The organism is Testudinibacter sp. P80/BLE/0925 (genome assembly GCF_053570785.1).
Genome location: NZ_CM131636.1, coordinates 26051 through 52166 on the forward strand (window position 1 = coordinate 26051; position 26116 = coordinate 52166).

General features: G+C 48.3%; 9 protein-coding genes. 2 read left to right on the forward strand and 7 right to left on the reverse strand.

The features are described 5' to 3' along the window. Positions 1–20 precede the first annotated feature (20 nt). From ACWA5Z_RS00115 to ACWA5Z_RS00135, 5 genes are all read right to left on the reverse strand, one after another. A complete protein-coding gene (locus tag ACWA5Z_RS00115; protein ID WP_431053209.1) occupies positions 21–10721 on the reverse strand; it encodes an ESPR-type extended signal peptide-containing protein in 10701 nt (3566 codons plus the stop codon). A gap of 482 nt (positions 10722–11203) precedes the next feature. Then, the gene (locus tag ACWA5Z_RS00120; RefSeq protein ID WP_449343108.1) at positions 11204–11386 is read right to left on the reverse strand and encodes a hypothetical protein; all 183 of its coding nucleotides are present in this window, start codon (positions 11384–11386) and stop codon (positions 11204–11206) included. A 112-nt stretch (positions 11387–11498) separates the two neighbouring features. Further along, positions 11499–11657 carry a hypothetical protein gene (locus tag ACWA5Z_RS00125; RefSeq protein WP_431053211.1) on the reverse strand — a complete coding sequence of 53 codons (159 nt, stop codon included), beginning with the start codon at positions 11655–11657 and terminating at the stop codon, positions 11499–11501. 134 nt (positions 11658–11791) lie between these two features. After that, positions 11792–12535, reverse strand: a complete 744-nt coding sequence (locus tag ACWA5Z_RS00130) for an OmpA family protein (protein ID WP_431054254.1) — start codon at positions 12533–12535, stop codon at positions 11792–11794. A 71-nt stretch (positions 12536–12606) separates the two neighbouring features. After that, positions 12607–19041, reverse strand: coding sequence for a YadA-like family protein (locus ACWA5Z_RS00135; protein ID WP_431053213.1), 6435 nt, complete (start codon positions 19039–19041; stop codon positions 12607–12609). Positions 19042–19622: 581 nt separating this feature from the next. Between ACWA5Z_RS00135 and ACWA5Z_RS00140 the strand changes: the two genes are divergently transcribed. Then, positions 19623–19916: a BrnT family toxin gene (locus tag ACWA5Z_RS00140; protein ID WP_431053215.1), complete on the forward strand. Its 294-nt coding sequence runs from the start codon at positions 19623–19625 to the stop codon at positions 19914–19916. Then, positions 19897–20205, forward strand: coding sequence for a BrnA antitoxin family protein (locus ACWA5Z_RS00145; RefSeq protein WP_431053217.1), 309 nt, complete (start codon positions 19897–19899; stop codon positions 20203–20205). Before ACWA5Z_RS00140 ends, ACWA5Z_RS00145 begins: the two co-directional genes overlap by 20 nt. Positions 20206–20263: 58 nt before the next feature. On the opposite strand, the gene ACWA5Z_RS00150 is transcribed toward ACWA5Z_RS00145, so the two are convergent. After that, a complete protein-coding gene (locus ACWA5Z_RS00150) occupies positions 20264–21007 on the reverse strand; it encodes an OmpA family protein (RefSeq protein WP_431053219.1) in 744 nt (247 codons plus the stop codon). 64 nt (positions 21008–21071) lie between these two features. Beyond that, on the reverse strand, positions 21072–26036 hold the full coding sequence (locus tag ACWA5Z_RS00155) for a YadA-like family protein (RefSeq protein ID WP_431053221.1): 4965 nt from the start codon (positions 26034–26036) through the stop codon (positions 21072–21074). Positions 26037–26116 lie beyond the last annotated feature (80 nt).

Sequence of the window (26116 nt, forward strand, 5' to 3'; positions counted from 1 at the left end):
AATCCGCCCCTATTATTTTACTACCACTGATAACCCACGCTGACCGAACCGCCGACATCACCTTGGCTGGTTGACATTCCGCTCAGTTTAACCCCGATTTTACCGTTGTCGGAAACACGCGACACCCCGATTGCCAACGCATTCTCACCCCGGAAAGTCCCCGCGCCAACTGCCACCATTGAGTGACCCGGCAGATAGGCTTGATACAAACCGGCGGTCGCCAAGGCACCGGCAATACCGGCACGGGCTCTGCCGTCAACTTCATTAATACGACCGTTCAAGGCGTTACCCATTGATTTCACCTGACCAACCGTCGCCGCGTCGTTATTTTCAACACCGTCAGCAATATTGGTAATGCGGTTGCCGCCATTGTTCAAACCGTTTGCGGTTAAGGATACATCACCGTTTGCACCGCCTTTCACCCGAATACCCGCTGTCGACATGGTGGTATTACCCGTGGTGATACTGGTAAATTCCGGCGTATCCGTCATGCTAATTGTCAAGGTGTTGCCACTCACTGCGGTCTTAATATTATTACCGCCTTTCACATTCACCGTATTACCCAACTTGGCTTCATAACTGCCTTCATCACCGGCAAATGTGATCGGTTTCACCACTTCACGGTTAAAATAATTCAACGCACCGCCGACGCTATTGGCTGTCACCGTCGAACCATCGGTTTTAGTGATAGTATAAGTCGGTGCCGTCACGTTCCCGTTGGCATCCACTGTCGAACCACCGCCCAATGCCGTCGCAACCGCGTTGGCGGTATTATGCAGCTGCCCTGTGGTCGCCACATTGTTGCTGCCAGCGCTTACTTCAGACGGTTTATTAATGCTCACGCTATCGAGCGTAAGCTCTTTCGCCAGATCAAAGGTTACATTGTTGTCGGCTTTGCTGATCACAATATTCTTATCGCTATTGTTCAGATCTACCGTAGCTGCCGGTGCGATATTCCCTGCATTAACACCGTTATTGACCGATAAATTCCAGCCTTTTCCGGCTTGTTCTGCCGCAGCATTGGCTTGATCGTTAGCCGCTTTAATCGCAGCGTCAATCGTGTTTTGCCCCGTACCGCCAATATTGTTATTGGTATAAGTACCGGTTGCGGCATCATAAGTGGTTGCTCCGCCGATAAGATTTTTCACCCCCTCGGCTTGATTAAACAACTGACCGCCATTAACCGCATCTTTGCTGTCTTTTGCGACATTGCCGTTTGCTACATTCGTGATTTGTTTGTCACCGGCATTAATACCGTCGGTGCTAATCTTCACATCACCAACGGTTAAACCTGTGGTATCTAACTTCACGTTATCACCGGCGGTAACGCTGTTCACACTAATGTCATCATTCAGCTTCACTGCAAACGTGGTCGTTTTAACACCATCGGCATTCGTAACTTCTGTTGGTGTGACCGTAATTGAACCGCCATTTTCTGCAGTAACCACGCTCTTATCCGCATTAACGGTATAAGTTGCACCACCATTAAGACGCTCACCTTCTGTTTTCACATTCGTATTTTCGCCGGCTTTAACGACTACTCGACCATAAGCAACGCTATCAATAATGGCGTCAGTCAACTGACCTAAATTCACGGCATCACTATCATTCACCGCATTCGCAACATTCTGAATTCGATTACCACCGTTATCTAAGCCGTTTTCAGTTAAACTTACCGGTGCTTTATTCGGATTTGCAGAAGCAATTGTCATACCTTTCGCATTGATAACATTGCTAAAACCATCATTATCCACAAAAGTCGCACTGCTGAGATTTTGCAGATTACGTGCCATTTTCAGCACCAGATCACCGTTTTCATTATCCACACGGATATTTTTATCGGTTACTTCCGCCTCTTCCGCAACATTGCCCTTAATGGTTAAGGTTTGGTTTAAGGCTTTCGGGATCACCTCGCCGACATCGCCTTTAAATTTCAAACCGTCATTCAATGTCGCGATCTCGTTTCCGCCAACCGTTAAGCGCGGTTGGGTTGTACCGTCTGCGCCGTTTAGACCCGGTTTGCCGTCTTTCACCCCGATAGTCGCCGTTGCACCGTCTTTGCCGTTCAAGCCGATGGTGCCGTCGGCGCCGTTCAGGCTGATACCGTCTTTGCCATCGGCACCTTTGATTGCCAATGCACCGGCTTCGTCATCGTTACCGATAGTGATGTCTTTGTCTAACGCAATTTTATAATCGGTTACGCCGTTATCATCTTTTTCGCCGGCAGTCACCGTAATCCCGTTACCTTCGGATACCGTGGTTTTTTCTGCATTTACGGTGTAAGTGGTAACCTTGCCGTCAGCACTGGTGCTGTTATCAACCGTGACATTTTTACCGGCTTCAACCACCGCACTTTTCTCGTTATCTGCGATGTTTTTCGCCAAGGCGTCTAACTGGTCTTTGTTGACCGCGTCTTTGCCGTTCACAGCGTCAGCCACATTGCTAATCGTTGTGCCGCCTGCGTTGATACCGTTTTTATCGATTGCAACTTTATCGCCAACTTTCAGCGCTTCGGTAGCAATATTCGCCAAATCCGTCAGGTTTTTCGCCAACTGAATCGCAATTGAGCCGTCTGCGCTGCCGATGGTTTTGATGTTGTTCGCCGTGGTTTCATCGGTCGCACCACCGGTAATGCTCAACACTTCAGCCGGTTTACGCGTGATAATGGTGTCGTTATCCCCTTTAAATTGGGCGGTGTTGTTTTGGATCGCATTATAAACATCGCCGCCGTTGACCGCACTTTTGCTGCCTTCGGTTACACTTCCGCCATGATTAATGGTCACACTGTCAAACGCAACCTCTTTTGCCGTCGAGACTTTAATATTGCCGTTCTCGTTGGAAACCACGATATTGTCACCATTGACAAAGTTCACACTGTTATTTTTTTGATCCACCGTTTTCACAGCCGTGCCGTTCACTTGCGCCGTCCAAGATTGAAGTGCGCTGTCGGCATTTTTCAGGCTTGCTTGGGTTTCCGCATTTAAACCTACCGTAATTTGCTTATCACTAACTGCGGTTTCTACGCCGTTGTGCCCAACCACATCAAAACGCTTACTGTCATTATTGATCACAATACCGTCCGCTTTGGCTTGTGCGTCTGCGCCGACGGTAAAGTCGCCTAATTTGTTACCGGCAGCCGTTTCAACCGCGTCTAATTGTTGCTTGTTAACCGCATCGGTAGGGTTTTCTCCGTTCGCGACATGAGTAATGGTATTGCCGCCGTTGTTTAATCCGTTATTGGTTAAACTCACCGGATTATTTGCACCGCCATTGATCGTCACGCCATCATTATTAAGCGCAGTATTCCCTGCGGTAACGCTCGTTGCTTTAACATCGCTAAAGGTTGGCGCCGCCACCGTTGCGACAGTAATATTATTGCCGTCACGGGTGATGTTAATATTGTCGCCATCAACAAACCGCACGGTATCACTGGCTTTAACCGCACTTGCTTCATCGCCATTGGCTTGTAGCTTCCAGGTTTGATTTTGCAAGTTAGTGATGTTATTCGCATTGGTCGTTACATTTTGATTGGTGGCAAACAACTGACCGCCATTCACCGCCTCTTTGCTGTCGGCGGCAACCGCACCGTCAGCCACATTGGTAATTTTGTTATTGCCGTTGTTTAAACCACTGCTGGTCAAACTCACCGGATTTTCACCATTGGCAATCGTAATACCGTCGCTATTCACTTTGGTATCACCGCTAGTCACACTATCCACCGTCAAATCTTTTGCCGTCGAGACTTTAATATCGCCGTTCTCGTTAGAAACCACGATATTGTCACCGTTGACAAAGTTCACGCTGTTATCTTTCTGATCCACCGTTTTCACATCGTTGCCGTTGACTTTCGCCGTCCATGATTGAAGCGCACCGTCTGCCTTGGTCAAACTATCTTTAGTCGCTTGTGACAAACTGATCGCATAGTCAGTCACATTGTTTGCTTTGTCTTCCGTTGGCGTTGCCACTAAACCGCCGCTATCTGCTGCGGAAACCGTTGATTTTTCGGCATTCACAGTATAAGTCGTCACGTTGCCATCAACGGTTGACGTAACAGTGGTGTTGTTGCCTTGTTTGACAACCGCACTTTTCTCACCGGCTGCGATGTTTTTCGCCAACTCGTCCAACTGCGATTTGTTTACCGCATCATTTGCCTCTGTACCATCGGCAATATTGGTGATTTTATTGCCACCGTTGTTTAAGCCACTATTCGTCAGGCTAACCGTGTTCGTTGGGTTATCTGCGGTTGGCGCATTAATGGTCACACCGTCAGTACTCATTGTGGTATTGCCCGTAGTGACGCTGGTGACATTTAAATTTGGGTTTAATGCCAAAGCAATGCCCGTTACGCTGGCGGTTGTCGTAATATTGTCATCACCAGTTATTGCAACCGTTTCACCCAATTTTTTAACGCCGGTCGTGGTATTGTTATCCGCCGTAAACGTTAAGCCTTTGTTGGCAATATCGTTCGCTGCCTCAGCACCTTTCTTAATCTCCGCTTTCGTCTCATCGGTTAAATCCAGTGCGTAATCCGTCACATTTGTGGTGTTATCTTTCGCCCCTTTCGTGACTTTAACCGCACTTTCCTCCGTTGCCGAAACACTGGCGCCGTCGGCATTCACGGTATAGACACTTTGCCCGTCCGTCCCTTCGGTTTTCACGACAGAAGCCACATTTGTTCCCTGGCTAACTTCAGTTTTCGCTGCCGCCGCCGCTTTTTGCACATCACCGATATTCGCCGCATTATTGGCATTCGTACCACCACTGGCAACATTGCTAATCGTTGTGCCGCCTGCGTTGATACCGTCTTTATTGATTTCAACTTTATCGCCGACTTTGATTGTTTCCGTCGCAATACTGCTCAACCCGGTAAGGTTTTTCGCCAATTGAATCGCAATAGAGCCGTCGGCATTCCCTACCGTTTTGATATTATTCGCCGTGGTGTCGCCTGTTGCTCCGCCGGTGATACGCAACACTTCCGTCGGTTTACGCTTAATCACAGTATCGTTATCCCCTTGGAATTGGGATTCGCTATTTTGAATCGCGCGATAAACATCACCTCCGTTGACCGCACTTTTGCTGCCTTCGGCAACATTTCCACCCTTATTAAGGGTCACACTGTCAAAGCTAACCTCTTTTGCCGTCGAGACTTTGATATCGCCGTCTGCTTCGGCAGTGATTTCAATATTGCCGCCATTCACAAAATTGACGTTCGCGTTATCTTTATTCACCACTTTCGCTTCCGCACCGTTCACTTGCGCCGTCCAAGATTGAAGTGCGCTATCGGCTTTAGTCAGGCTTTCTTTGCTCGCGTCTGACAGATCCACTTTATAGTCGGTTACATTATTCGTATCCGGCGTAGCGGATGTTACTGTAACCGCACTTGAACCGGCTGAAGTTTTGGCGCCATTTGCATTGACAGTGTAAACGGTTTGATTGTTATCACCCTTGCTCTCCTCCACTGAAGCAACGTTAGTGCCGGCTTTGACCTCACTTTTCGCTGCCGCCGCCGCTTTTTGTACATCGCCGATGTTCGCCGCATTGCCGGTCACATCACCGCCACTGGCAACATTCGTAATCTGATTGCCACCGTTATTTAACCCGGTGTTAGTCAAACTGACATTATTGGTTCCACCCGTGATTGTCACGCCATCATTATTAAGCGTAGTATTCCCTGCGGTAACGCTATCCACGTTCAATGCTTTGTTTAGTGCAATTTTCACCCCATCTGCGCTTGCCGTGGTAGTGATATTGTTATCGCCATTAACTGCAACTTGGCTGCCCAACAGTTTTTCATCGGTGCTGCCACTGTCGCCAGTAAAGGTTAAGCCTTTGCTGTCAACTGCCTCTTTGGCGTCAACGCCTTTTTTGATGTTATCTTTGGTGGTTTGGGTTAAGTCCAGCGCATAATCAGTGATGTTGGTGCTGCTGTTTTTCTCGGCTTTAGTCACACTGACCGCACTTCCTTCTGCCGCAGAAACACTAGCGCCGTCGGCATTCACGGTATAAACCGTTTGTTTATCCGCACCGGTTTCTGATGTCACTGACGCCACATTCGTACCGGCTTTGACCTCACTTTTCGCTGCCGCCGCCGCTTTTTGTACATCGCCGATGTTCGCCGCATTGCCGGTCACATCACCGCCACTGGCAACATTGCTGATAACTTGGCTATTCGCATTAATGCCGTCTTTGCTGATGTAAGTTTTGCCGCCAACATTCACACCTTTGTCGTCCAACACCACTTGGTTCGCACCGGTGCCGACAGTGGCTTTATCAAAGCTCACTTCTTTTGCCGTGGCAATGGTAATGTTGTTACCGTCACGGCTGATATCGATATTCTCACCGTTAATAAACTGCACCGTATCGTTAGCTTTAACCGCACTTGCTTCATCGCTATTCGCTTGTAGTTTCCACGTTTGATTTTGCAAATTAGCAATATCGGTTGTGTTATTGTCCGCTTTAGTTTCAACGGTATCCAACTGCGACTTGTTCACTGCGTCTGTGTCGTTCACACCTTCAGCCACATTGGTGATGGTGTTGCCACCGTTGTTTAAGCCGGTATTAGTCAAACTCACCGGATTTGTACCATTAGCAATGGTAATTCCGTCATTATTCACAGTGGTGTTGCCGGTTTTCACGCTGTCAACCGTCAGGTTTTTGCTTAGCGCCAAGGCAATACCTGTCGCGCTGGCAGTTGAGGTAATATTCTCATCACCTGTCACTGCCACTGTTTCACCCAGCTTTTTAACGTCGGTTTTGCTATTGTTGTCGCCGGTAAAGGTCAAGCCTTTGTCTGCAATATCAGTTGCAGCTTCAACACCTTTTTTGATGTCTGCTTTAGTGGCGTCAGTTAAATCAACTGCGTAATCCGTCATATTCGTAGTGCTATCTTTCTCGCCTTTGGTCACTTGAACCGCACTTCCTGCGGAGACACTTGTGCCATCAGCATTGACGGTATAAGTAGTTACCGTGCCGTTGACCACTGGATCATTTACCGTGACATTATTGCCTGCTTGCACCACAGTGGTTTTGTTTGCCGAGTTAATCGCATTTGCCACATCCGTTGCCGTCGCAAAATTATCACCTGCATTTTGTGCACTGACATCGCCATTATCCGCTACGGTGAAACCCGATTTATTCACCGCATAACTGACGGTTGAAGTGCCATTCGCAGTGTTCACCGCCGCAGTCGTGCCGCTGCCATTCACAAAATTCACCGTATCGCCCGGCGCCACTTTTGATGACGTGCCGCTGTTAGCTTGAATATTCCAGCCTTTGCCCGCCACTTCCGCAACTGCATATAACTGGCTACCGTTGATCGCGTCCGTTGACGTCGCCGTGATACGACCTGCCGCCACATTTTGAATTTGACGTTCTGCGCCGACGCTGCCGACACTGAATGCATTTTTAGGTGCATTACCGGCAAAACCGCTATAATTGATACCGTTGACGGTGGCGCTGCTCACTTGTGTAGCCGCGATCGTTGTCGAGTTTTGACCAATGGCAACATCGCCGGCGGTTACCGCTGCCTTAGCATTCTCACCGATAGCGACCGAAGAAGCATTACTGCTTGCTTTCTCACCAATCGCAACACCACGTATAGCAGCATTAGACGCTTCACCGATCGCGATTGCACTCGTTCCGCCGGTCGTACTGTTGCTCCCCATGGCAATGGCGTTAGTGCCGGTTGCACTGGCGGAATTTCCCAGTGCAATCGACGCAGCACCTGCTGCTTTGGCACTACTACCGACTGCGACAGAGTTGGTGGCGGTTGCACCCGAAGCATAACCTGCGGCTACCGAATTAGCACCGCTGGCAGTTGATGTATTCCCTAACGCCAGAGTATTTCTATGCTGCGCTTTAGCATTATTACCCACTGCGGTAGACGAATCATTCGTCGCCTGCGCACCTGCACCAACCGCAGTTGCATAATTGCCTGTTGCGCTCGCCGCCACACCAGCCGCCAAGGCGTCCGTGCCGGTCGCCCCTTTATTATCGTAGTTACCGGCGGTTTTGTCAGTGCTGTTCACACTGTAGAAATGGGTTTTTGCCGCTGCAACCGCACTTTGCACATCACCGATATTGGCAGCATTGTTGACATCGTTGCCTCCGCTGGCGACGTTAGTTATCGCTTTATTACCGGCGTCGATACCATCTTTGTTGATTGCTACATTGCCCCCTGCGGTCAAGCTGTCGAAAGTAACATCTTTAGCGGTAGAAACTTTAATATCACCGTTTTCATTGGAGATCACAATATTATCGCCATTAACAAAATTCACACTGTTTTTATCTTTGTCAATGGTTTTAGCGGTTTCACCGTTCACTTGCGCCGTCCAAGATGACAGGGCTGCATCGGCTTTTTCCAATGAGCGTTGTGCTTCTTCGGTTAAGCTCAATTCATAGCCGGTAATTTTATCGTTTTCGTTGGTGTTGGTTTCCAATAATAAGCCGCTGTCGGCTTTCACGCTAACCAAGACTTTTTCCGCATCCACTTGATACGTGGTGACATCGCCAACGGTGTTTGATCTCACGCTGGTATTTTTACCGTCAACCACGTTAACGGTTTTTGCCGCCTGTTGTGCCACTTTCTTTAATTGCGATACATTCACAGCATCGGTATCGGCTTTGCCCTCGGCCAAGTTAGTGATTGTTTTGTTGCCCGCATTAATGCCGGCAACAATCATGCTTGGTCCGTTGGTAATGGTGACGCCATTATCATTCATTAAGGTGTTGCCGGTTTGGACGCTGCCTTTTACACCAAGATTAATCTTTTCAGCTAATTTAATGTTTAAGCTATTATTATTTATATTGCTTACGACACCGATATTGTTATCGGTCAACGAACCTGTTGCGCCACCGTTCACTTCTAAGGTTTGTCCTAACGTACGCTGAATGTCAGTACCGCTGTCTCCCGAGAATGTAAGCGGTTTGTCTGCCAATTTTTTTAATTGCGCCACGTTCACAGCGTCAGTGTCGGCAGAACCTGCCGCTAAATTGGTGATTTGACGGGTTTGACCGTTGCCGCCGATAGAGACGGCTGCCGTTGTTGCGCGCCATGTTGCATTCGTTGCGGTTGAGGCGGCTGATGTGAGCGGATCATAACCGGCTGAGCCCGCCGCCCGATTGGCAACACTGCTTGAACCCAAGGCAACGCCGCCTTCAACGGTTGCGCTTGAACGGGAACCCAAAGCGACTGCTTGTGTTGCCGTTGCGTCACCGGAAAGGGCAATGGACTCCGTACCGACAGCATTCGCCAACAAACCTAATGCTGCGGAAAAACTGCCGCTTGCACTGGCATCAGTCCCCAATGCAATCGACTGATGTCCGGTTGCAGAGGCTTTATGACCGATTGCCGTCATTGAAGTTACACTGGTATTTGCGCCTTGCGCTTTCGCATCTGTACCAATCGCAATACTGTTTGGTGAAAGTGATTGTGCATCACGTCCGATTGCAGTGGTGTTCTTTTGTGCAGATCGGGTTCCTTGACCGATCGCAATCGCATCATCACCGGTGGCGCGGGAATTTGTACCGACCGCAATGGCATCGGCGCTGGTTGCCCGTGTTGCCGTTCCCGTTGCTAAATTACTGGTGGTTGCGGTTGAAGAACCGATTGCAATTGCACGGTTTCCGCTTGCCTGTGAAGAATGCCCGACCGCAAACGCATTATTGCCGCTTGCAGTGGCTACATTACCAAGTGCGGTTGAATAATTGCCGGATGCCGTAACCTGACGACCAATGGCGATTGCCGTATTGCCTGAGGCGTTATTTACCGTTCCCAGGGCGACGGCCGATGTACCAGTCGAGGTGTTCGCCAAACCCAGTGCGGTGGCATAAAAACCGGTGACATCATTATTGTTACCAAATGCAAATGCCATTGTACCCTCTTCACCAGCAACCCCGGCAAGGTTGTTATAACCGACTGCGGTACTGCCGGCGTAGGCTTTACTGTGTTCGCCGATGCTGACAGCAGACGGTTTCATGCCGGTTATCATTGTTCCAGCCTCATCTGTATCGCGAAATGCTACTGAATTGCCATTTGTACGATCAGCAATCAATTGAACAGGACCAAAATTTGAAGAATAAGCATGTGCCCCAATCGAAATATTAGCGCCTTGATTAATGGTCGGTGAAACAGCGCTATCGGCTATGGCTTGTGTTCCGATCGCAATCGCTGCCGCTGCATACGACTGCGCCGCCCAGCCCATCGCCACTGCATTTGCGCCGCTGACGCTGGTATCCGAGCCGATAGCCACACCGCCGGTCGTATTTGAGACTTTGGCATTCCAGCCCAACGCAGTTGCACCGCCGGAGGCTTGTGCGCCTGCGCCGATAGCGGTTGCCCCTTCGGCACGTCCGTTATCTGCGGCGACGCCTTTTGCACCTGCACCGATGATGGTCGAATTGTCGCCACCGCCCGTTACTTTTGAGGCTTGATTCACATCCGTGCCACCACCGATAACCACGTTATTGTCATTGTCACTCGCACCGCTACCGTTCTCCTGATACGCCAATGCATTCGTACCGAATAATGCCGTTGTAATCGCAATAACTGAAACCTTTAAGTTAAAAATGAAATGAGAAAACAGCCCGCGGCGATTGGTCGCACTTTGATTCGCACTGCCGGTTGATTCCGATGTGCTTTTGCCTTGTGTTGTCGTCAATTCAGACACGACAACCATTTGCTGTGTGTTTTTATTCCAAATAACTCTATAGATTTTATTCATTACTTTTCTTCGCCTCTTTTGATTATTTTCATTACTTCTATTCGATTTAACAATATTACAAATAGACTACAAAATTTTGACGCGCGAATTAAATCATAGCGTTAGATAAATTCAAAATAAATTTACACTTTTATTTTCATAAAAAATCTATTAATCACAATAAAAAAGATCACGATACGTTAACACTCTTACTTGACCGAAGGTTGAAATTCATCAGCTCGGATTGCTTATTTTTACATCAAATATTGATAAAACAAGGCTTTTTCCGATCATGAAAAAACACCCATATTCCTTTTTGGAATATATCGGGGGGGGGGGGGGTGAAATAGTTATAAGGATAATGACGGTTATTTATTTTACCTATCATAGTAATCGATCACGTTGACCCAATTTTTATGACAATTTAGCTTGAGTTGACCAAACAAAAAACCGCACTTGCTTAATTAAATAGCAAAGTGCGGTTGGAACCATTTAGAAAGTGGTTAAGCTAAAAAGTGATCTAGAGGGTATTTTTGTTTGGCAAGTACGATATTGAGGACGTGCAATTCATCTCCCGCAATTTCATAGACAACGCGATATTTGCCTAATTTGGGGAACAGTTCTCTTGTGCCCGGGATTAGACCTTTAACTCCCATTTCAGGCTGTTCGCTCGCGAATTCAATCACAGCATAAATCTCAGCTATAATTTTATCCGCAATAACCTCGCCAATAAAGTTATCAACTGCTCATCAATTCGCACTAAATCATCATAAGCCGTTTGAGTGATATACACTTTCATTACGCTGTTTTTTCGACCAACTGCAGTTTTTCACGTTCAATACGCTGTTTACGCAACTTATTTTTAACGTCATCTAATGTCATTATCCGTTTTGCCGTCACATCAGCTCTGGCATTTTCTACTTTGGCACTTAGCCATTGAATATATTCTTTGTCCATTCTCTCTCCATTAGGGGCTATTGAACGTTGTTGATATTATAGACCACATTATGTTGTTTTCAATCAAACAGACAAAAAACCGCACTTGCCGTTTTAATGGCAAAGTGCGGTATAAATTTGAACAAGTCAGCAAATTATTTTGCTGAAATCACCACTCGGCGGTTTGGTTTTAAGCAGTCGCGCAAGGCTTGCCCTTGTTCCGTTTCGCATACCGCCACTTGATCCGCTTTGCCGCGCCCGATTGCCATGACCGTACTTGGCGCAAAGCCCTGTTGCACAAAGTAAGCCTTCACCACATCGGCGCGACGCTGCGAAAGTGCCAGATTATAGCTGTCCGATCCCAGACGATCGGTATAACCTGAAATTTCAACCGCTTTCACGTTCTGTGCTTTTAAATTTTTGATAACGCCGTCAAGGGTCGCTTTGCCGTTGGCATTTAAATTGCCGGCATCAAAATCAAACAGAAAATCACCGGATAATTCATATTGATTGTTACAGCCTGCCGGCTTCCAAAAGAACGATTGTGCATTCATCTCTTTGTCGAACAACACTTTATATTGGCAGATTTTGTGCTCGCCGTTTTGACGATAGTTGAACACATAATCCCATTCGCGCACCGCAAACAGCCCTTCGCTAAAGTGCGGTCTGCCGATCAGGTAATACAGCTGATCTTTGTTCATGCCTTGTTCGATCATGCGCACGTTGTCCCAGTTCGGCCAAATGCCGTATTGCGAGCCGCTGAAATTCACACCGGCGTCTTCGATTTCAGGGAAGATCGGATTGTCGGTTGTGCCATCGGCTTTAACATCACTCAGGCGACAACCCGCTAATGCCATTGCGGCAGCCAGTGGCAACAGATATTTTGCTATATTTTTCATCATGTTCTCCATTTTATTATTCGGTGAGAAACCGCACTTCGCCTGTTTTATGCAAAGTGCGGTCAGATTTGTTACCACTGATAACCCACGCCAACGCCGCCGGTCAAATCGCCGCGACTGTTGTGAGAAGCATTCAGTTTCAGAATCACTTTACCGTTATCGGAAATACGCGATACCCCTAACGCCACCGCATTTTGCGATTTATGCGCGCCGCCGGCAACCGCCACCATTGAGTGCCCCGGCAGGTAGGCCTGCGGCAAACTTGCCATTGCCGCTGCGGTTGCACCCACGCCGTCAATGTCTTTCGCCAAGCCGTCAACTCGGTTACTCAGGTTATTCACATTTCGATTCATCGCATGTAACTGACTACCGTTAACCGCTTGTTTCGAGGTTGCCGAGATTTCACCGTCGGCAACATTGTTGATGGTTTGGTTGTTGGCGTTGATCCCGTTGCCGTCGATATAGGTTTTCTCTCCCACGTTATAGCTGTTGGCGGTCACGCTGGTAAAGGTCGGCGTATCGCTGATTTTCACCTTGATATTGCCTTTGCCGTCAGACTCGGTCGCGATATTTTTACCGTCCCCATGAATATTAACCGCACTTCCCAAGGTCGCCGCATACGCCGTGCCGCTGTCGGCACCGAAAGTGATCGGTTTGATCACTTCGTTGTTCAATGCTTTCAATGCCGTGCCGACATTGTTCGCCGTGGTGGTTTTACCGTCGGTTTGGGTGATCACATAACTTGGCGCCGTGACTTTGCCGTTTGCGTCAACTGTTGCCCCGCCACCCAATGCATTAGCAACCGATTGCGCCGTGCCGTGCAACTGATTGCCGTTAATCGCGTCGCTTGAACCCGACGCGACGTTGCCGTCGGCAACATTGGTCACAACCATTGGTTTTTCGCTGACAATTTTCACTTTCGCCGGGGTTGCCGGAGTCAGGGTGATCGTGCCGTCGGCATTGGTTTGTGAGCTATAGAAATGACCGCCGACATTGGTCAATGAGTTGCCATTGGCGTCCAGATATTCCATCGGCAGACCGACCACGTCAATTTCATAGCTGTAATTACCGTCCTGATCTTTGGCTACCGCAGACACTTTGCTGTTGGCGCCGTGTTTCACCGTCACCGTTTCGCCGGAAACCGCACTTGGCGCTTGCGCTGGATCTTTTTCCGTATCACCGTCCGTTGCCAACTGCCATTCTATGCCTGCGCTGGTACCGCCTGTGGCGCCGGTAGCACCTGTTGCGCCTGTTGCACCTGTTGCGCCGGTTGCACCTGTTGCGCCGGTTGCACCTGTCGCGCCGGTTGCACCGTCAGCACCCGCCGGACCTTGTGGTCCGGTTGCGCCGGTTGCCCCAGTATCGCCTTTTTCACCTTTCATCACTTTCGCGCTAATGGTGATTCCTTTGCCGTCTTGAGTAATATCAATATTATCCCCGGCAATAAAGTTTAACGTGTCGCCCAATTTAACCGTTTCAAACGCTGCGCCGTCAGTATAACTTGCTGAACTGGTGCCGCCATTATTACCGACCGTAAACCGCCAGCCGCTGTTGATTACCGCAAATAGTTGACTACCATTAATTGCGTCGGTGCTATTCGCTGAAATCAGCCCCGGCGCGACGTTTTGAATGCGGCGGGTTTGTTCGCTGCTGCCGATACTCAACACGCCGCCGACATTATCGCCACCGGCAAAGTTCAAGCTTAACTTGTTGATATTTGCTGAAGTATAAGTCTTATCAATGCCTTTGGTGGTTGTATCGGCTGCCACAAACGCTGCTTTGTTGCCTAAGAATACCGAATTATCGGTTGTAACCTTAATATCGTTCCCCAAGGCAAAAATACCCAGTTCATCGGTTGTTGCATTAGGCGCTCTCAACAATGCATTATTATTCCCGATAGCGTAAGAATTGGTAGTTTCGATAATGTTTGGATCGCCAATCGCACCGGAGTTTTTGGCTTTGACAACATTGCCTAAACCAATCGAAATGGTATTTGCTGCCAAGGCTTGAGCCCCTTTACCGATAGCGATGGCGGCATTTCCACCCACTTTGGTGTCATTACCAATCGCCACCACATCATCAACACTTTCGGCAATATCATCAGCATCTTTACTGCTGTTAAAGCCTAGAATAATGTTGCCAGTTGCTGCGTCTGCAGTGGTGCCTTTCAGCACATGGTTGTTACCTATTAAGATGGTTTGTAGCGCATTTTCCACTTCATTATGGCTGCCGGTAATGCCGGTGTGTGCCACATTTTTAGCGGTGTTTTCATAGCCGTTAATGGTGTTAAAGGCACTGAAGATCGTACCATTCAAGGCGTTTTCTAATTTGGTATTGGTGCTATCTAACGCTGCACCACCGGTTCCGCTTAAGCTGTTACCGATACCGTTGATAGTGGAAAGAATAGCATAATCGGCAGTGTTGCCACCGCCCATAATACCAACTGAACCTAAACGGTTTTCGGTAACGTATTGTCTTAATGTTTCAGATAATTCTTTAACTGATCCTGCCGTAATATTAGGGTTTACCGCTAAGGCAACATTTGCACCAAAAATAGAAAAATTAGTTGCAAATGAATCGATAATCAAAGAACTATTTGGTGTTAAATAAGAATTGGTAATCTCATTACCCGCACCAAAAATTAATGCGCCATTGCTCTTATTTACGCGGTTAGCCACCCCAACAATACTAGATGCTAACCCAGAATACATTAAGCCATTAGCCGGATGAGCTGTTGCAGGAACCGCACTTCCATCGACACTTAATACGCTCAAGTCTTCTGTAAGCGGTTCATTGGCTTCAATACTATTGAGCGAACCGGTAATGGAGGAGCCAAAACCTTGAATGGCTGCACCTGCATTATGTAGTGCATTAGCTCCTCTTGTATAAGCATTGCCAGCCCAGCTAGCGGTCGGTTTATCAAACGCTTTAGAAATCACGTTAAACGAACCGTTGATACTGGAGAAATTAGCAGAGTTGGTAGAGTTGTCCCCCACTGTGGTTGCGCCAACGCCGGTGATCACATTGTTTGATATCCAATCTGCCGTGCTGAGATCAATATCACCGATTTGACCACGATAATCGCGGTTACCAATATCAATGGTGGAAATCCGTGCGTGGGTATCTTGCCCGATAGCAATACCGCCTGCCAAATTAGCTTTCGTACGTCCGAAAGTGACGATCGCTTCATGATTGCCGTTGGTCATCACATGGGAATAGGCATTGGTACCAATGGCTATCCCATTAGTCCCCGCACCGCCGTCCGGAGTTACTTTTGCGCCGTTACCAATTGCCAAGGCATTCACCAAAGTTGCCGACGCTTTTGTCCCTATCGCAATCGCCCCGGCTTTGGTTGCGCCATCATTTTTGCTATTTGCTACATCTGTTGCCGGATTATTTACCGACAGATATTTCAGCGTGCTACCTGTGGCGGCAGTAGAAATATTTTGTGCTAAAGCGAAAAGTTGTGAGCCGTTTACTGCGTCAGTTGAGGTTGCAGAAATCAAGCCCGGTGCCACGTTTTGAATGCGACGGGTCTCATCGGCTTTGCCGACACTCACCACACCAACCACATTCGTACCACCGGCAAAGTTTAAGGTTTTGCCTGTTACCACCGTGGTATCACTGCTATAAGCATTATCAGTACCTTTGGTTGTTGCTGCTGGAGCCACATAAGCAGCGTTATTGCCTAGGAATACAGAGTTGTCGGTAGTTTGTGTAATGTTGTTACCAAAAGCAAAAATGCCTTTTTCGTTGCCGTCAATTCGTGCCAACGTATTGTTGTTACCGATGGAATAGGAATTAGCGGTATTGATTGTGCTTGGATCACCAATTGCCCCGGAGTGATTGCCACTGACTTTATTACCAAAACCAATCGAAATCGACTGTTTACCTGTGGCTTCCACACCCTGCCCGATCGCAATAGACTCACTGGCAACCTTAGTTTCATTACCAATCGCAACCGCATTTTTCACTTCAGCCTCGTCAGCCAGCGTGATGTCATTTCCTAAAACAATCGTACCGCTGATCGGGTTGCCGTCAGAACCTAAGACTAAATCATTCCCCATTGCCAACACGTCCGTCGCGCTGTGGACAATATTGTCATTACCGCTGACTAAAGAGCGGTCAATGCTGTTGACGGTCAGATTGCTACCCGTAATTGAAGAGTCATTCGAGGTATTCACGCTATTGTGCATACCGATCACTAGCGTATCTTTACCGTTATCTAAGCTGTTGCCAGCACCGATTAATGCGGTTTGCCCTAATTCTGTGCCATTAGTCGCCAATATACGCGCCATCGTATCCATAGGGTCTTCAAAGATAGGCATTACGATTTTATCGTCAGCCGAATTGGTGAGAGTATTACCATAACCACTGACCAAGGCACCGTTACTGTTTTGCACAGTATTACCCGAGCCGGTCACCAGCACCGCAATGCTGTTAGTAGTGTCGGTACTGGCAGTATCGCCAACGGTGTTTTGCGAACCGTAAATATGTGAGAATGCCCCCTGACTGGCAAATGCACGTAGTCCTAAGAAACCGCCAGTTGTCGCACGTTGGTTAATCAGAATTTTATTGTTATTACCGGTAACGGTTGAATATAAGCCTTGTGTCGCGGCTTCATAACCGATCATGGTGCTACCGCGACGGAATGCACCGGTGTTGTTGCTCCAGTTACCCTTTGTGGCAGTCGTACCGATATGCACCGCTTCATTACCTGCATACGCAGTGTTACCGATTGCAATTGAGTTGGTTTGATTAGCATTTGCGCTCGTGCCCAAAGCAATACCGTTAGTTTCTGCCGCACTGTTGCGACCGATAGCAACACCGCTGTTGCCAAACACGCTCGCCTTGGTGCCGATAGCCACTCCGCTAGTAACGCCAGCTGTTGCGGCAGCATTGGCAGTATTACCGATTGCCACACCTTGTGAGGCACCTGCTTTGGCACTGTCACCAATGGCGAGTGCACTTGTGCCTGAAGCCTCTGCACTATTGCCAATGGCAGTGGCTTTGTCTGCGATGGATTTCGCTTTAGCACCAATCGCCACGGTTTGGTTTTTGCTGGCTAAAGAGTCAACACCGATGGAGATACTTTCGTTACGGGTGCTGACATTAGTTCCGTCGGTGCCTGCGTTTTTACCGACACTGATATTATCAGTACCTGTCACTTTATTACCGGCATTTTTACCGATTGCGGTATTGGTATTGCCAATAACATTTCTACCTGCTTCTTCGCCGATTGCGGCATTGGAATTACCGGTGACATTCATCCCTGCGTTCAAGCCAAGTGCGGTATTGAAATCCCCTTCAATATCGGTACCCGCATCTTTCCCCAGCACCATATTACTTTCACCGATAATACGGCTACCGGCATTCACCCCGGCGGCAAAGTTATCTTGCCCGGCGATATATTGCCCGGCACTGAAACCAAGGGCAATATTGTGTTCGGCGGAATCAACGGTTTCATTCGTTTTATGATTTGTACCAACACGATTCCCTGCCAGTTCACCAATGGAAACGTTGTGGTTGCCCACCAAGTTTGAACCTGCATTTTTACCCAAAGCAAAGTTATTGGCACCAACCGATTGTGGTTCATCTGGTTTTTGTGGATTAGGTCCGGTGTAACCTTTTACATTTTGCCCTGCACCGTCACCAAAGGCGTAGTTATAGCTGCCTGTTACATTTTTCCCTGCATCGTTACCAAATGCAAAGTTAGAACGACCATTGACTTCTTGTCCTGCTTTAGCCCCTAATGCCACGTTATCATCACCGGTGACGGTTTTACCTGCTTGTGAACCTAACGCATAGTTATAATGACCTGTTACACCTTGTCCGGCTTGAAAACCGGCGGCAAAATTAAATGAGCCTTTAGTGCCGCTGCCTGCACCTTGCATTAGGGAAATATTATTGCCACCGACTTGTGCTGTTTTATCTGCATTTTCATGCGTTCCCATATCTTGCCCAGCTTCTTCACCAAAGGCAAAATTGTTGCTACCAACAACGGTACGACCCGCTGATTTACCCATCGCAAAGTTACTGTCGCCCGCAACGTTAAAACCGGCAAGTTCACCAAGGGTGAAACTATGGGTTGCGGTTTGTCCGTGTCCTGCATTGGTACCAATAATAATAGAGTTAGAACCGCCCCAGCTATCTGCTGCTGCCCCCTCACCAATGATAATTTTTCTTGTTCCGCCAACTCCCGTAACATTGCCAAGAACTAGTGCATTAGTGATATTGGAATTTCCCAGTTCTCCTGCACTAATGCGGTTAGCCGTATTATCAATAGTCACCGCCGCAGACGCCACCGGGCTGAGGCTGAAACCGGCAAAAAACAAGCCGGACAGCAAAAGTGCGGTTCGGCTTAATTTTTGATTAAATTTTCGGATTGATTTCTCGGTTTGATTTGAATCGGAATGTGAACTACAACAATAACCGCTCGCCAATTCAGAGGCAACTACGCATTGTTGTGTCGTTCTATTCCAAATCACTCGATAAACTTTATTCATACAGTCTCCCAAACGCTCCATTAGAAATAAAATAAAAGTAAAAAACAAAATAATTTTGAAAATCAATTAAAACCTGACACTAATATCATCAGCATTTCACTTGCTTTATTATTAACCACCCACGGATATTTACAATATAACTCGGATAAAACTTACAATTAATTTGTAACTCATTATTTTAACTAGCAAAAAAAAAAAGCATTTTTACCCCTAATTTCCGTACGCAAATAAAAAACAACATGATGAAAAACATAAATTGTAAACGAAAACCAAAAACAGACACGTCCGCCACACAAAATGACATAAATGACAATCAGTGGTGACTATTTCACTGACACTCCTTTTGACAAAATTAATGCGAAAGTGATATTGACGGACAATACTTTTGCCGACATCTTACTCATCGTGTACAAAAGACCGTGTTCAAGGAATGGACGGGAGGAATGTGTAGAGCAAATAGCAAATACCGCACTTTGCTAATCAAGTCGGTGCATTAACAATCCGTTATTCAACAAATCATGCTTTCTCTTTTCCTTATTTGTATGTACAATATAGTACATACCTAAGTAAAAGGAAAAACCATGTCATTACTATTTGAATGGGATATAAATAAAGCAAAGTCCAATATAAAAAAGCATGGTATTACATTTGAAGAAGCTGCCCATGTTTTTAGTGATCCGAATCACCTTTCCATTCAAGATCGGATCGAAAATGGGGAATACCGCTGGCAAACGATGGGATTGGTCGCAGGTTGTCTGCTGATTCTGGTCGCACATACGCTCGACTCAAATTCAAATCCGGAGCTAATCCGAATTATTAGTGCGAGAAGGGCAACAAAAAAGGAAAAAACAATTTATGAACAAAATCTCATTTAAACAAGAAGCACTGCCCTCGATTTCTAAAGAGCGGCTTAACCAACTGAAAAACTTGGCTGATCAAACAGATATCGAGATCGACACAACTGAGATACCTGAACAAAATGCGCTTGATTGGCAAAGTGCGGGGCGAGGGAAATTTTATAAACCAACGAAAACCCCGGTGACAGTGCGTTTTGATTCGGATATTCTTGCGTGGCTGAAATTAAAAGGCAAAGGCTATCAAACCCGTATGAATGCTATTTTGCGTGAAGCCATGTTAAACGACCTCAAAAATCAACGCCCATAAAAAACCGCACTTTGTGTTTAACAACAAAGTGCGGTATACATTTGAACAAGTCAGCAAATTATTTTGCTGAAATCACCACACGGCGGTTTGGTTTTAAGCAGTCGCGCAAGGCTTGCCCTTGTTCCGTTTCGCACGCCGCCACTTGATCTGCTTTGCCGCGCCCGATTGCCGTGACCGCACTTGGCGCAAAGCCCTGTTGCACAAAGTAAGCCTTCACCGCATCGGCGCGACGCTGCGAAAGTGCCAGATTATAGCTGTCCGATCCCAGACGATCGGTATAACCTGAAATTTCAACCGCTTTCGCGTTCTGTGCTTTTAAATTTCTGATAACACCGTCAAGGGTCGCTTTGCCGTTGGCATTTAAATTGCCGGCATCAAAATCAAACAGAAAATCACCGGACAATTCATATTGATTGTTACAGCCTTGCGGTTTCCAGAAGAACGATTGTGCATTCATATCGGTGTCAAATAAGACTTTAAACTGACAGATTTTGTGTTCGCCGTTTTGACGGTAGTTGAACACATAATCCCATTCACGCACCGCAAACAACCCTTCCGCATGGTGCGGACGTCCGATCAAATAGTAAAGCTGATCTTTGTTCATGCCTTTTTCGATCATGCGCACGTTGTCCCAGTTCGGCCAAATGCCGTATTGCGAGCCGCTGAAATTCACGCTTGCGTCTTCGATTTCAGGGAAAACGGGATTGTCGGTTGTGCCATTTTGCTTAACATCACTTAAATTGCCGCAAGCCGCTAAAACTAAAGCTGTCAATGGCAATACGTATTTTGCTACATTTTTCATTTAATCTTCTCCGTTAAATCACCGCACTTTATCACTTACTGAGACAAAGTGCGGTCAGGTTTCATTACCACTGATAACCCACGCCAATGCTGGCACTGGTGTCGTTTTCGCTGTTGGTAGCCCCGGTCAATTTGACAATCACTTTGCCATTATCGCTGATACGGGAAACCCCTAGCGCAATCGCATTTTCACCACGGTGCGTGCCGCCGGCAACCGCCACCATGGAGTGACCCGGCAAGTATGCCTGCGGCAAGCCTGCCGCCGCCATAGCAGAAGCCGTACCTGCACTGGCGCGACTGTCAACTTTGTTGATACGGTTGTTCAGGTTGCTAGTCGCCGCATTCAACTGGTTCACATTCACGGCGTCAGTGCCGTCAACACCCGCTGCAACGCCGGTAATACGGTTGCCACCGTTGTTCAAACCATTGCCCGTTAATGAAACCGTGCCCTTGCTGCCACCGCTAATTGTCACGCCTTTAGTATCCACTTTGGTGTTACCGGTGGTGACGCTGTTCAGGTTCAGCTCTTTATTGAGGGTGACTTGAACGCCATTAGCCGTGGTTTGGGTTGTAATATTGCTATCCCTGGTAATCGACACAGTATCACCCAATTGACGGTTCACAACTGCACCAGTATCCGCATTGAAGTTTAAGCCTTTGCTGATTGTCGCAGTGTTTTTCTGAATATTCGCCGTGTTGGTTGCAATATTCGTGGTATTGGTTGCAATATTCGTGGTATTGGTTGCAACATTTTGGTTAGTTGCATACAACTGGCTGCCATTTACCGCATCCGTGCTCGTCGCCGAAATATCGCCCGCGGCAACGCCGATCACTTTATTACCACCGGCGTTAATACCATCTTTAGTGACGCTCGGACCATTCGCAATCGTTAGTCCATTGTCATTCAGCGTGGTATCACCCGCTTTAACTTCGCTTGCATTCACTGTGCCTGCATTAACGGTTTCTGCTGTAACACTGGTAAATTCCGGAGCTTCAACCGTGCTGATCGTAATGTCAGTACCTGATTTTTCAACCTCGATATTTTTACCAGAAGCAAAGTTAACGACATCACCATCACCCACTTCACTGCCATTTTCACCGTCAACTTCCACAGTCCAAGTACCTGCACCACCCGTTGCACCGGTTGCGCCTGTAGCGCCGGTTGCACCTGTGGCGCCGGTTGCACCTGTAGCGCCGGTTGCACCTGTAGCGCCGGTTGCGCCTGTGGCGCCGGTTGCACCGGTTGCACCTGTGGCACCGGTTGCGCCTGTTGCACCTGTTGCACCTGTTGCACCTGTCGCGCCGGTAGCACCGTCAGCACCCGCCGGACCTTGTGGTCCGGTTGCGCCTGTTGCCCCAGTATCGCCTTTTTCACCTTTCATCACTTTCGCGCTAATGGTGATTCCTTTGCCGTCTTGAGTAATGTCAATATTATCCCCGGCAATAAAGTTCAGCGTGTCGCCCAATTTAACCGTTTCAAACGCTGCGCCGTCAGTATAGTTCGCTGAGCTGGTGCCGCCATTATCGCTGACGGTAAACCGCCAGCCGCTGTTAATCACCGCAAATAGTTGACTACCATTAATTGCGTCGGTGCTATAAGCTGAAATCAAGCCCGGCGCCACATTTTGAATGCGGCGGGTTTGTTCGCTGCTGCCGATACTCAACACGCCGCCGACATTATCGCCACCGGCAAAGTTCAAGCTTAACTTGTTGATATTTGCCGAAGTATAAGTCTTATCAATGCCTTTGGTGGTTGCTGTATCAACATCACTTGCCGCGACATAAGCCGATGAATCACCTAAGAAAATCGAATTTTCAATTGTCTCTTTCACTCGATTACCCAGTACAAATACATTTTTATGTTGTACGCTGTTATCGTAACCGACAATCGCCGAATTCGACGCGTCCACTTCCTCTTCAATACCATCTTTAGTGGTAATCACGCCGTTGGCGTCACGGGTCACCGCTGTGCCGCCGAGGTCATTACGCCCGCCGAGGATAAACGAATTATCCGTTGTGCTGCCGACGGCATTTTTATTACCCGCCGAGAAGCTGTTCGTACCTGCCACGATAGATGGATCGCCGACCGCACTTGAACCTGTGCCGCTAACCAAGTTGCCGCTACCGATAGAGATAGTATCTGCCGCAGTCGCTTGTGCGCCATTACCAATCGCAATCGCACGAGCTTCACTGGCAGTCGCTTGAGTACCGGTGGCAATCGCATTCGCCGCTGTCGCCTGCGCCACCGTGCCCAGCGCAATGGTATCTTCCGCCGAAGCGGTGGTCGAAGCGGTAACAACATCGCTATTACTCAGCGTAGCGGAGCCCAATGCGACCGAACGCGCGCCGGAAGCAACGGCACTGGTGCCGATGGCTGTCGCTTGTTTGGCAGAAGCATTTGCTGCAGAACCGATAGCGGTCGCATATGTTTGTGCCGCTTGGGATCCGCGCCCCAGCGCAATAGATTGAATACCGCTTGCAACAGATTGCACACCACCGGCAATACTATATTTCGCACTCGCCGTTGAACTTGCACCTAATGCCGCCGCCGACTCTCCGGAAGCATTCGCACCACTACCAAACGCCGCACTGTCGCCGCCGCTGGCTTTCGCCTTGCGCCCGACCGCTGTCGCGCCATTTGCACTTGCGTTAGTTTCTTCACCCAACGCCGTAGCCGCGATGGCACTGGCGCTGGCATAAGATCCCATGGCAACGGTTGCCTGCCCTGAAGCGGTGACCGCACTACCGATTGCTACAGCCCCCAAACCGCTGGCATCGGCTTTATTCCCCACTGCCGTCGCCTCTTGACCGGCGGCTGTTGTATTCACACCGGCAGCCAACGCGCGCAAACCGCTGGCACCGTCGTTGTTATAGTTGCCTTGTTGATTGCCATTATCATTCACACTGTAATAATGGGTTAACTTATTTGTCAATTCGCTTGATACTTGATAAAGCTGGCTGCCGTTAATCGCGTCAGTTGAATCCTTCGCAATTTTTCCGGCGGCAACGTTGATAATTTGCCGCTCTTTACCTTCTCCGCCCACACTCACTACGCCGTTTTCAGCACTGCCGACACCGGCGAAACCGCTATAAGTGATGGTATTCACGGTGGCTTGGGTTTCAGCGGTTGCCGCCCGATCAGTAGACGCATTGCCCAAAATCACACTGTTGGCTTGGGTTGAAGTCACACCATGACCAACCACAAAGGTATTGTCTTGCGCAATATTATTGTTATTACCCAAAGAATAAGACGCGTCACCGATGATCACGGTCGGATCCCCGATTGCGCCCGAACCTTCGCCGCTGACCTGGTTGCCGGTACCGATGGAAATACTGTTGGCAGCAGTCGCTTGCGCGTCGTTACCGATCGCAATCGCACTATTTGCCGTTGCCTGAGCCTGATAACCCATCGCTGTTGCATACGTTGCTGTTGCTTGAGCAGCAGCGCCAATCGCAATTCCACTGCCGCCGGTCGCACGGGTCAATTGTCCCAGTGCCACACTTGCCATTTCGGTTGCCTGCGCATTTCGACCTAACGCAACAGCGCCGATTTGTGCGGCTTGTGCTGTCGCACCCATTGCTACACTTTCCGCACCACTGGCACTCGAGCTGGCCCCGACGGCAACCGCCCGATTACTGGTTGAACTGGAATTTGCCCCGATTGCAACCTGACCACCGGCACTAGTAGAATCTATGGTTGCTCGAGCGCCATAACCCAGAGCAACGGAATAAAGGTTATTGGCTCTTGCATGATCGCCGACTGCAGTGGCTCTTTCGGCAGTTGCTTGTGTAGTATCACCGATAGCTACGGCTCTTAAGGCAGTCGCTTGTGCCCTATTACCTTGGGCGATACTGAATCCGCCAGTGGCGGAAGCCGCCAACCCAATTGCAATATCACCGGCAACGGTGCTTGCCGAACCGTCTACACCCGCAATCGAGCCTGAGCCGAATGCAATTGAATCATTACCAAAAGATTTGGCACGCTGACCAATTGAAGTGGAACGGTTTACCCGATCGCCGCTTTTCCCCATATCAGAACCGGCGGCATGACCTAAAGCGATATTATTATCACCGTGAGTACCGGCACCGGCATAAAAACCCGAAGAGATATTTTGACTGCCTTGACGCGACATACCGGCTTGCAAACCGGTTGACACATTGGCGCTACCGGTGGACATCCGACCAGCCAACTGCCCCACGGAAACGTTGACATCGCCCGTCACATTAGAACCCGAACCATTACCAATCGAAACGCTATGACCTTCGGCTTTAATATAAGGCACAAAACCTACCGCGGTCGAATTTGAACCTGCGTTCAAACCAATCGCAATATTTTGCACACCCGTTGTTAAATTGCTGCCTGCCCCTTGTCCGAGCAACACATTAGTGCTGGTGTTGGTATTTTTCCCTGCGCCATGGCCAATAATCACATTACTGGAAGCACTGCCGGTGGTATTGCCGGTGGTCAGCATGCCCGCTTCAAAGCCCATCAACACGTTATGGCGGCCACGTACATTCGTACCCGCATTGGTGCCGATGTTTACATTTTGAATATTGTAATTGTCAACGGTGCCGCTGCCCGCGTTTTCACCTATGGAAATCACACGCCCGCCGTCTGCCGTCGCCCCGCTTCCCAACGCAATATTATTTTGTTTTCCAATCCACACATCTTGTGCAGCACCGGCGGCTTTTAAATCCTGCATATCCGCACGGCCGGCACTGGCATTAGAACCAATGGCAATTGAGCCGGTTGTTTTTGCACCGGCTGTCGACGTTGCGCTTGAACCAATCGCAATACTTTGATCTACTGCACTGCCATTTAATTCCGTCTCTGCCGCATAGGCAGAAACGCCAGTCATTGCCATAGATAACATTAAAAAGACGTTACTCAACGAGAATGCTCTAGGTCGACTGCCCACCGAAACGCTTTTTCTTTCGCTGGCCGCCTTTTTTTCATTTGAGGCCAATTCTGATACAACAACCAATGCTTGTTTTGCCGTATTCCAAATCACTTTGTAAACCTTATTCATAAACAATCCCCCTTTTAAAAAATAATTCTTTACCCTAAGACAACACTCTTCCGCAGATCAATATTCACAACCCAACAATC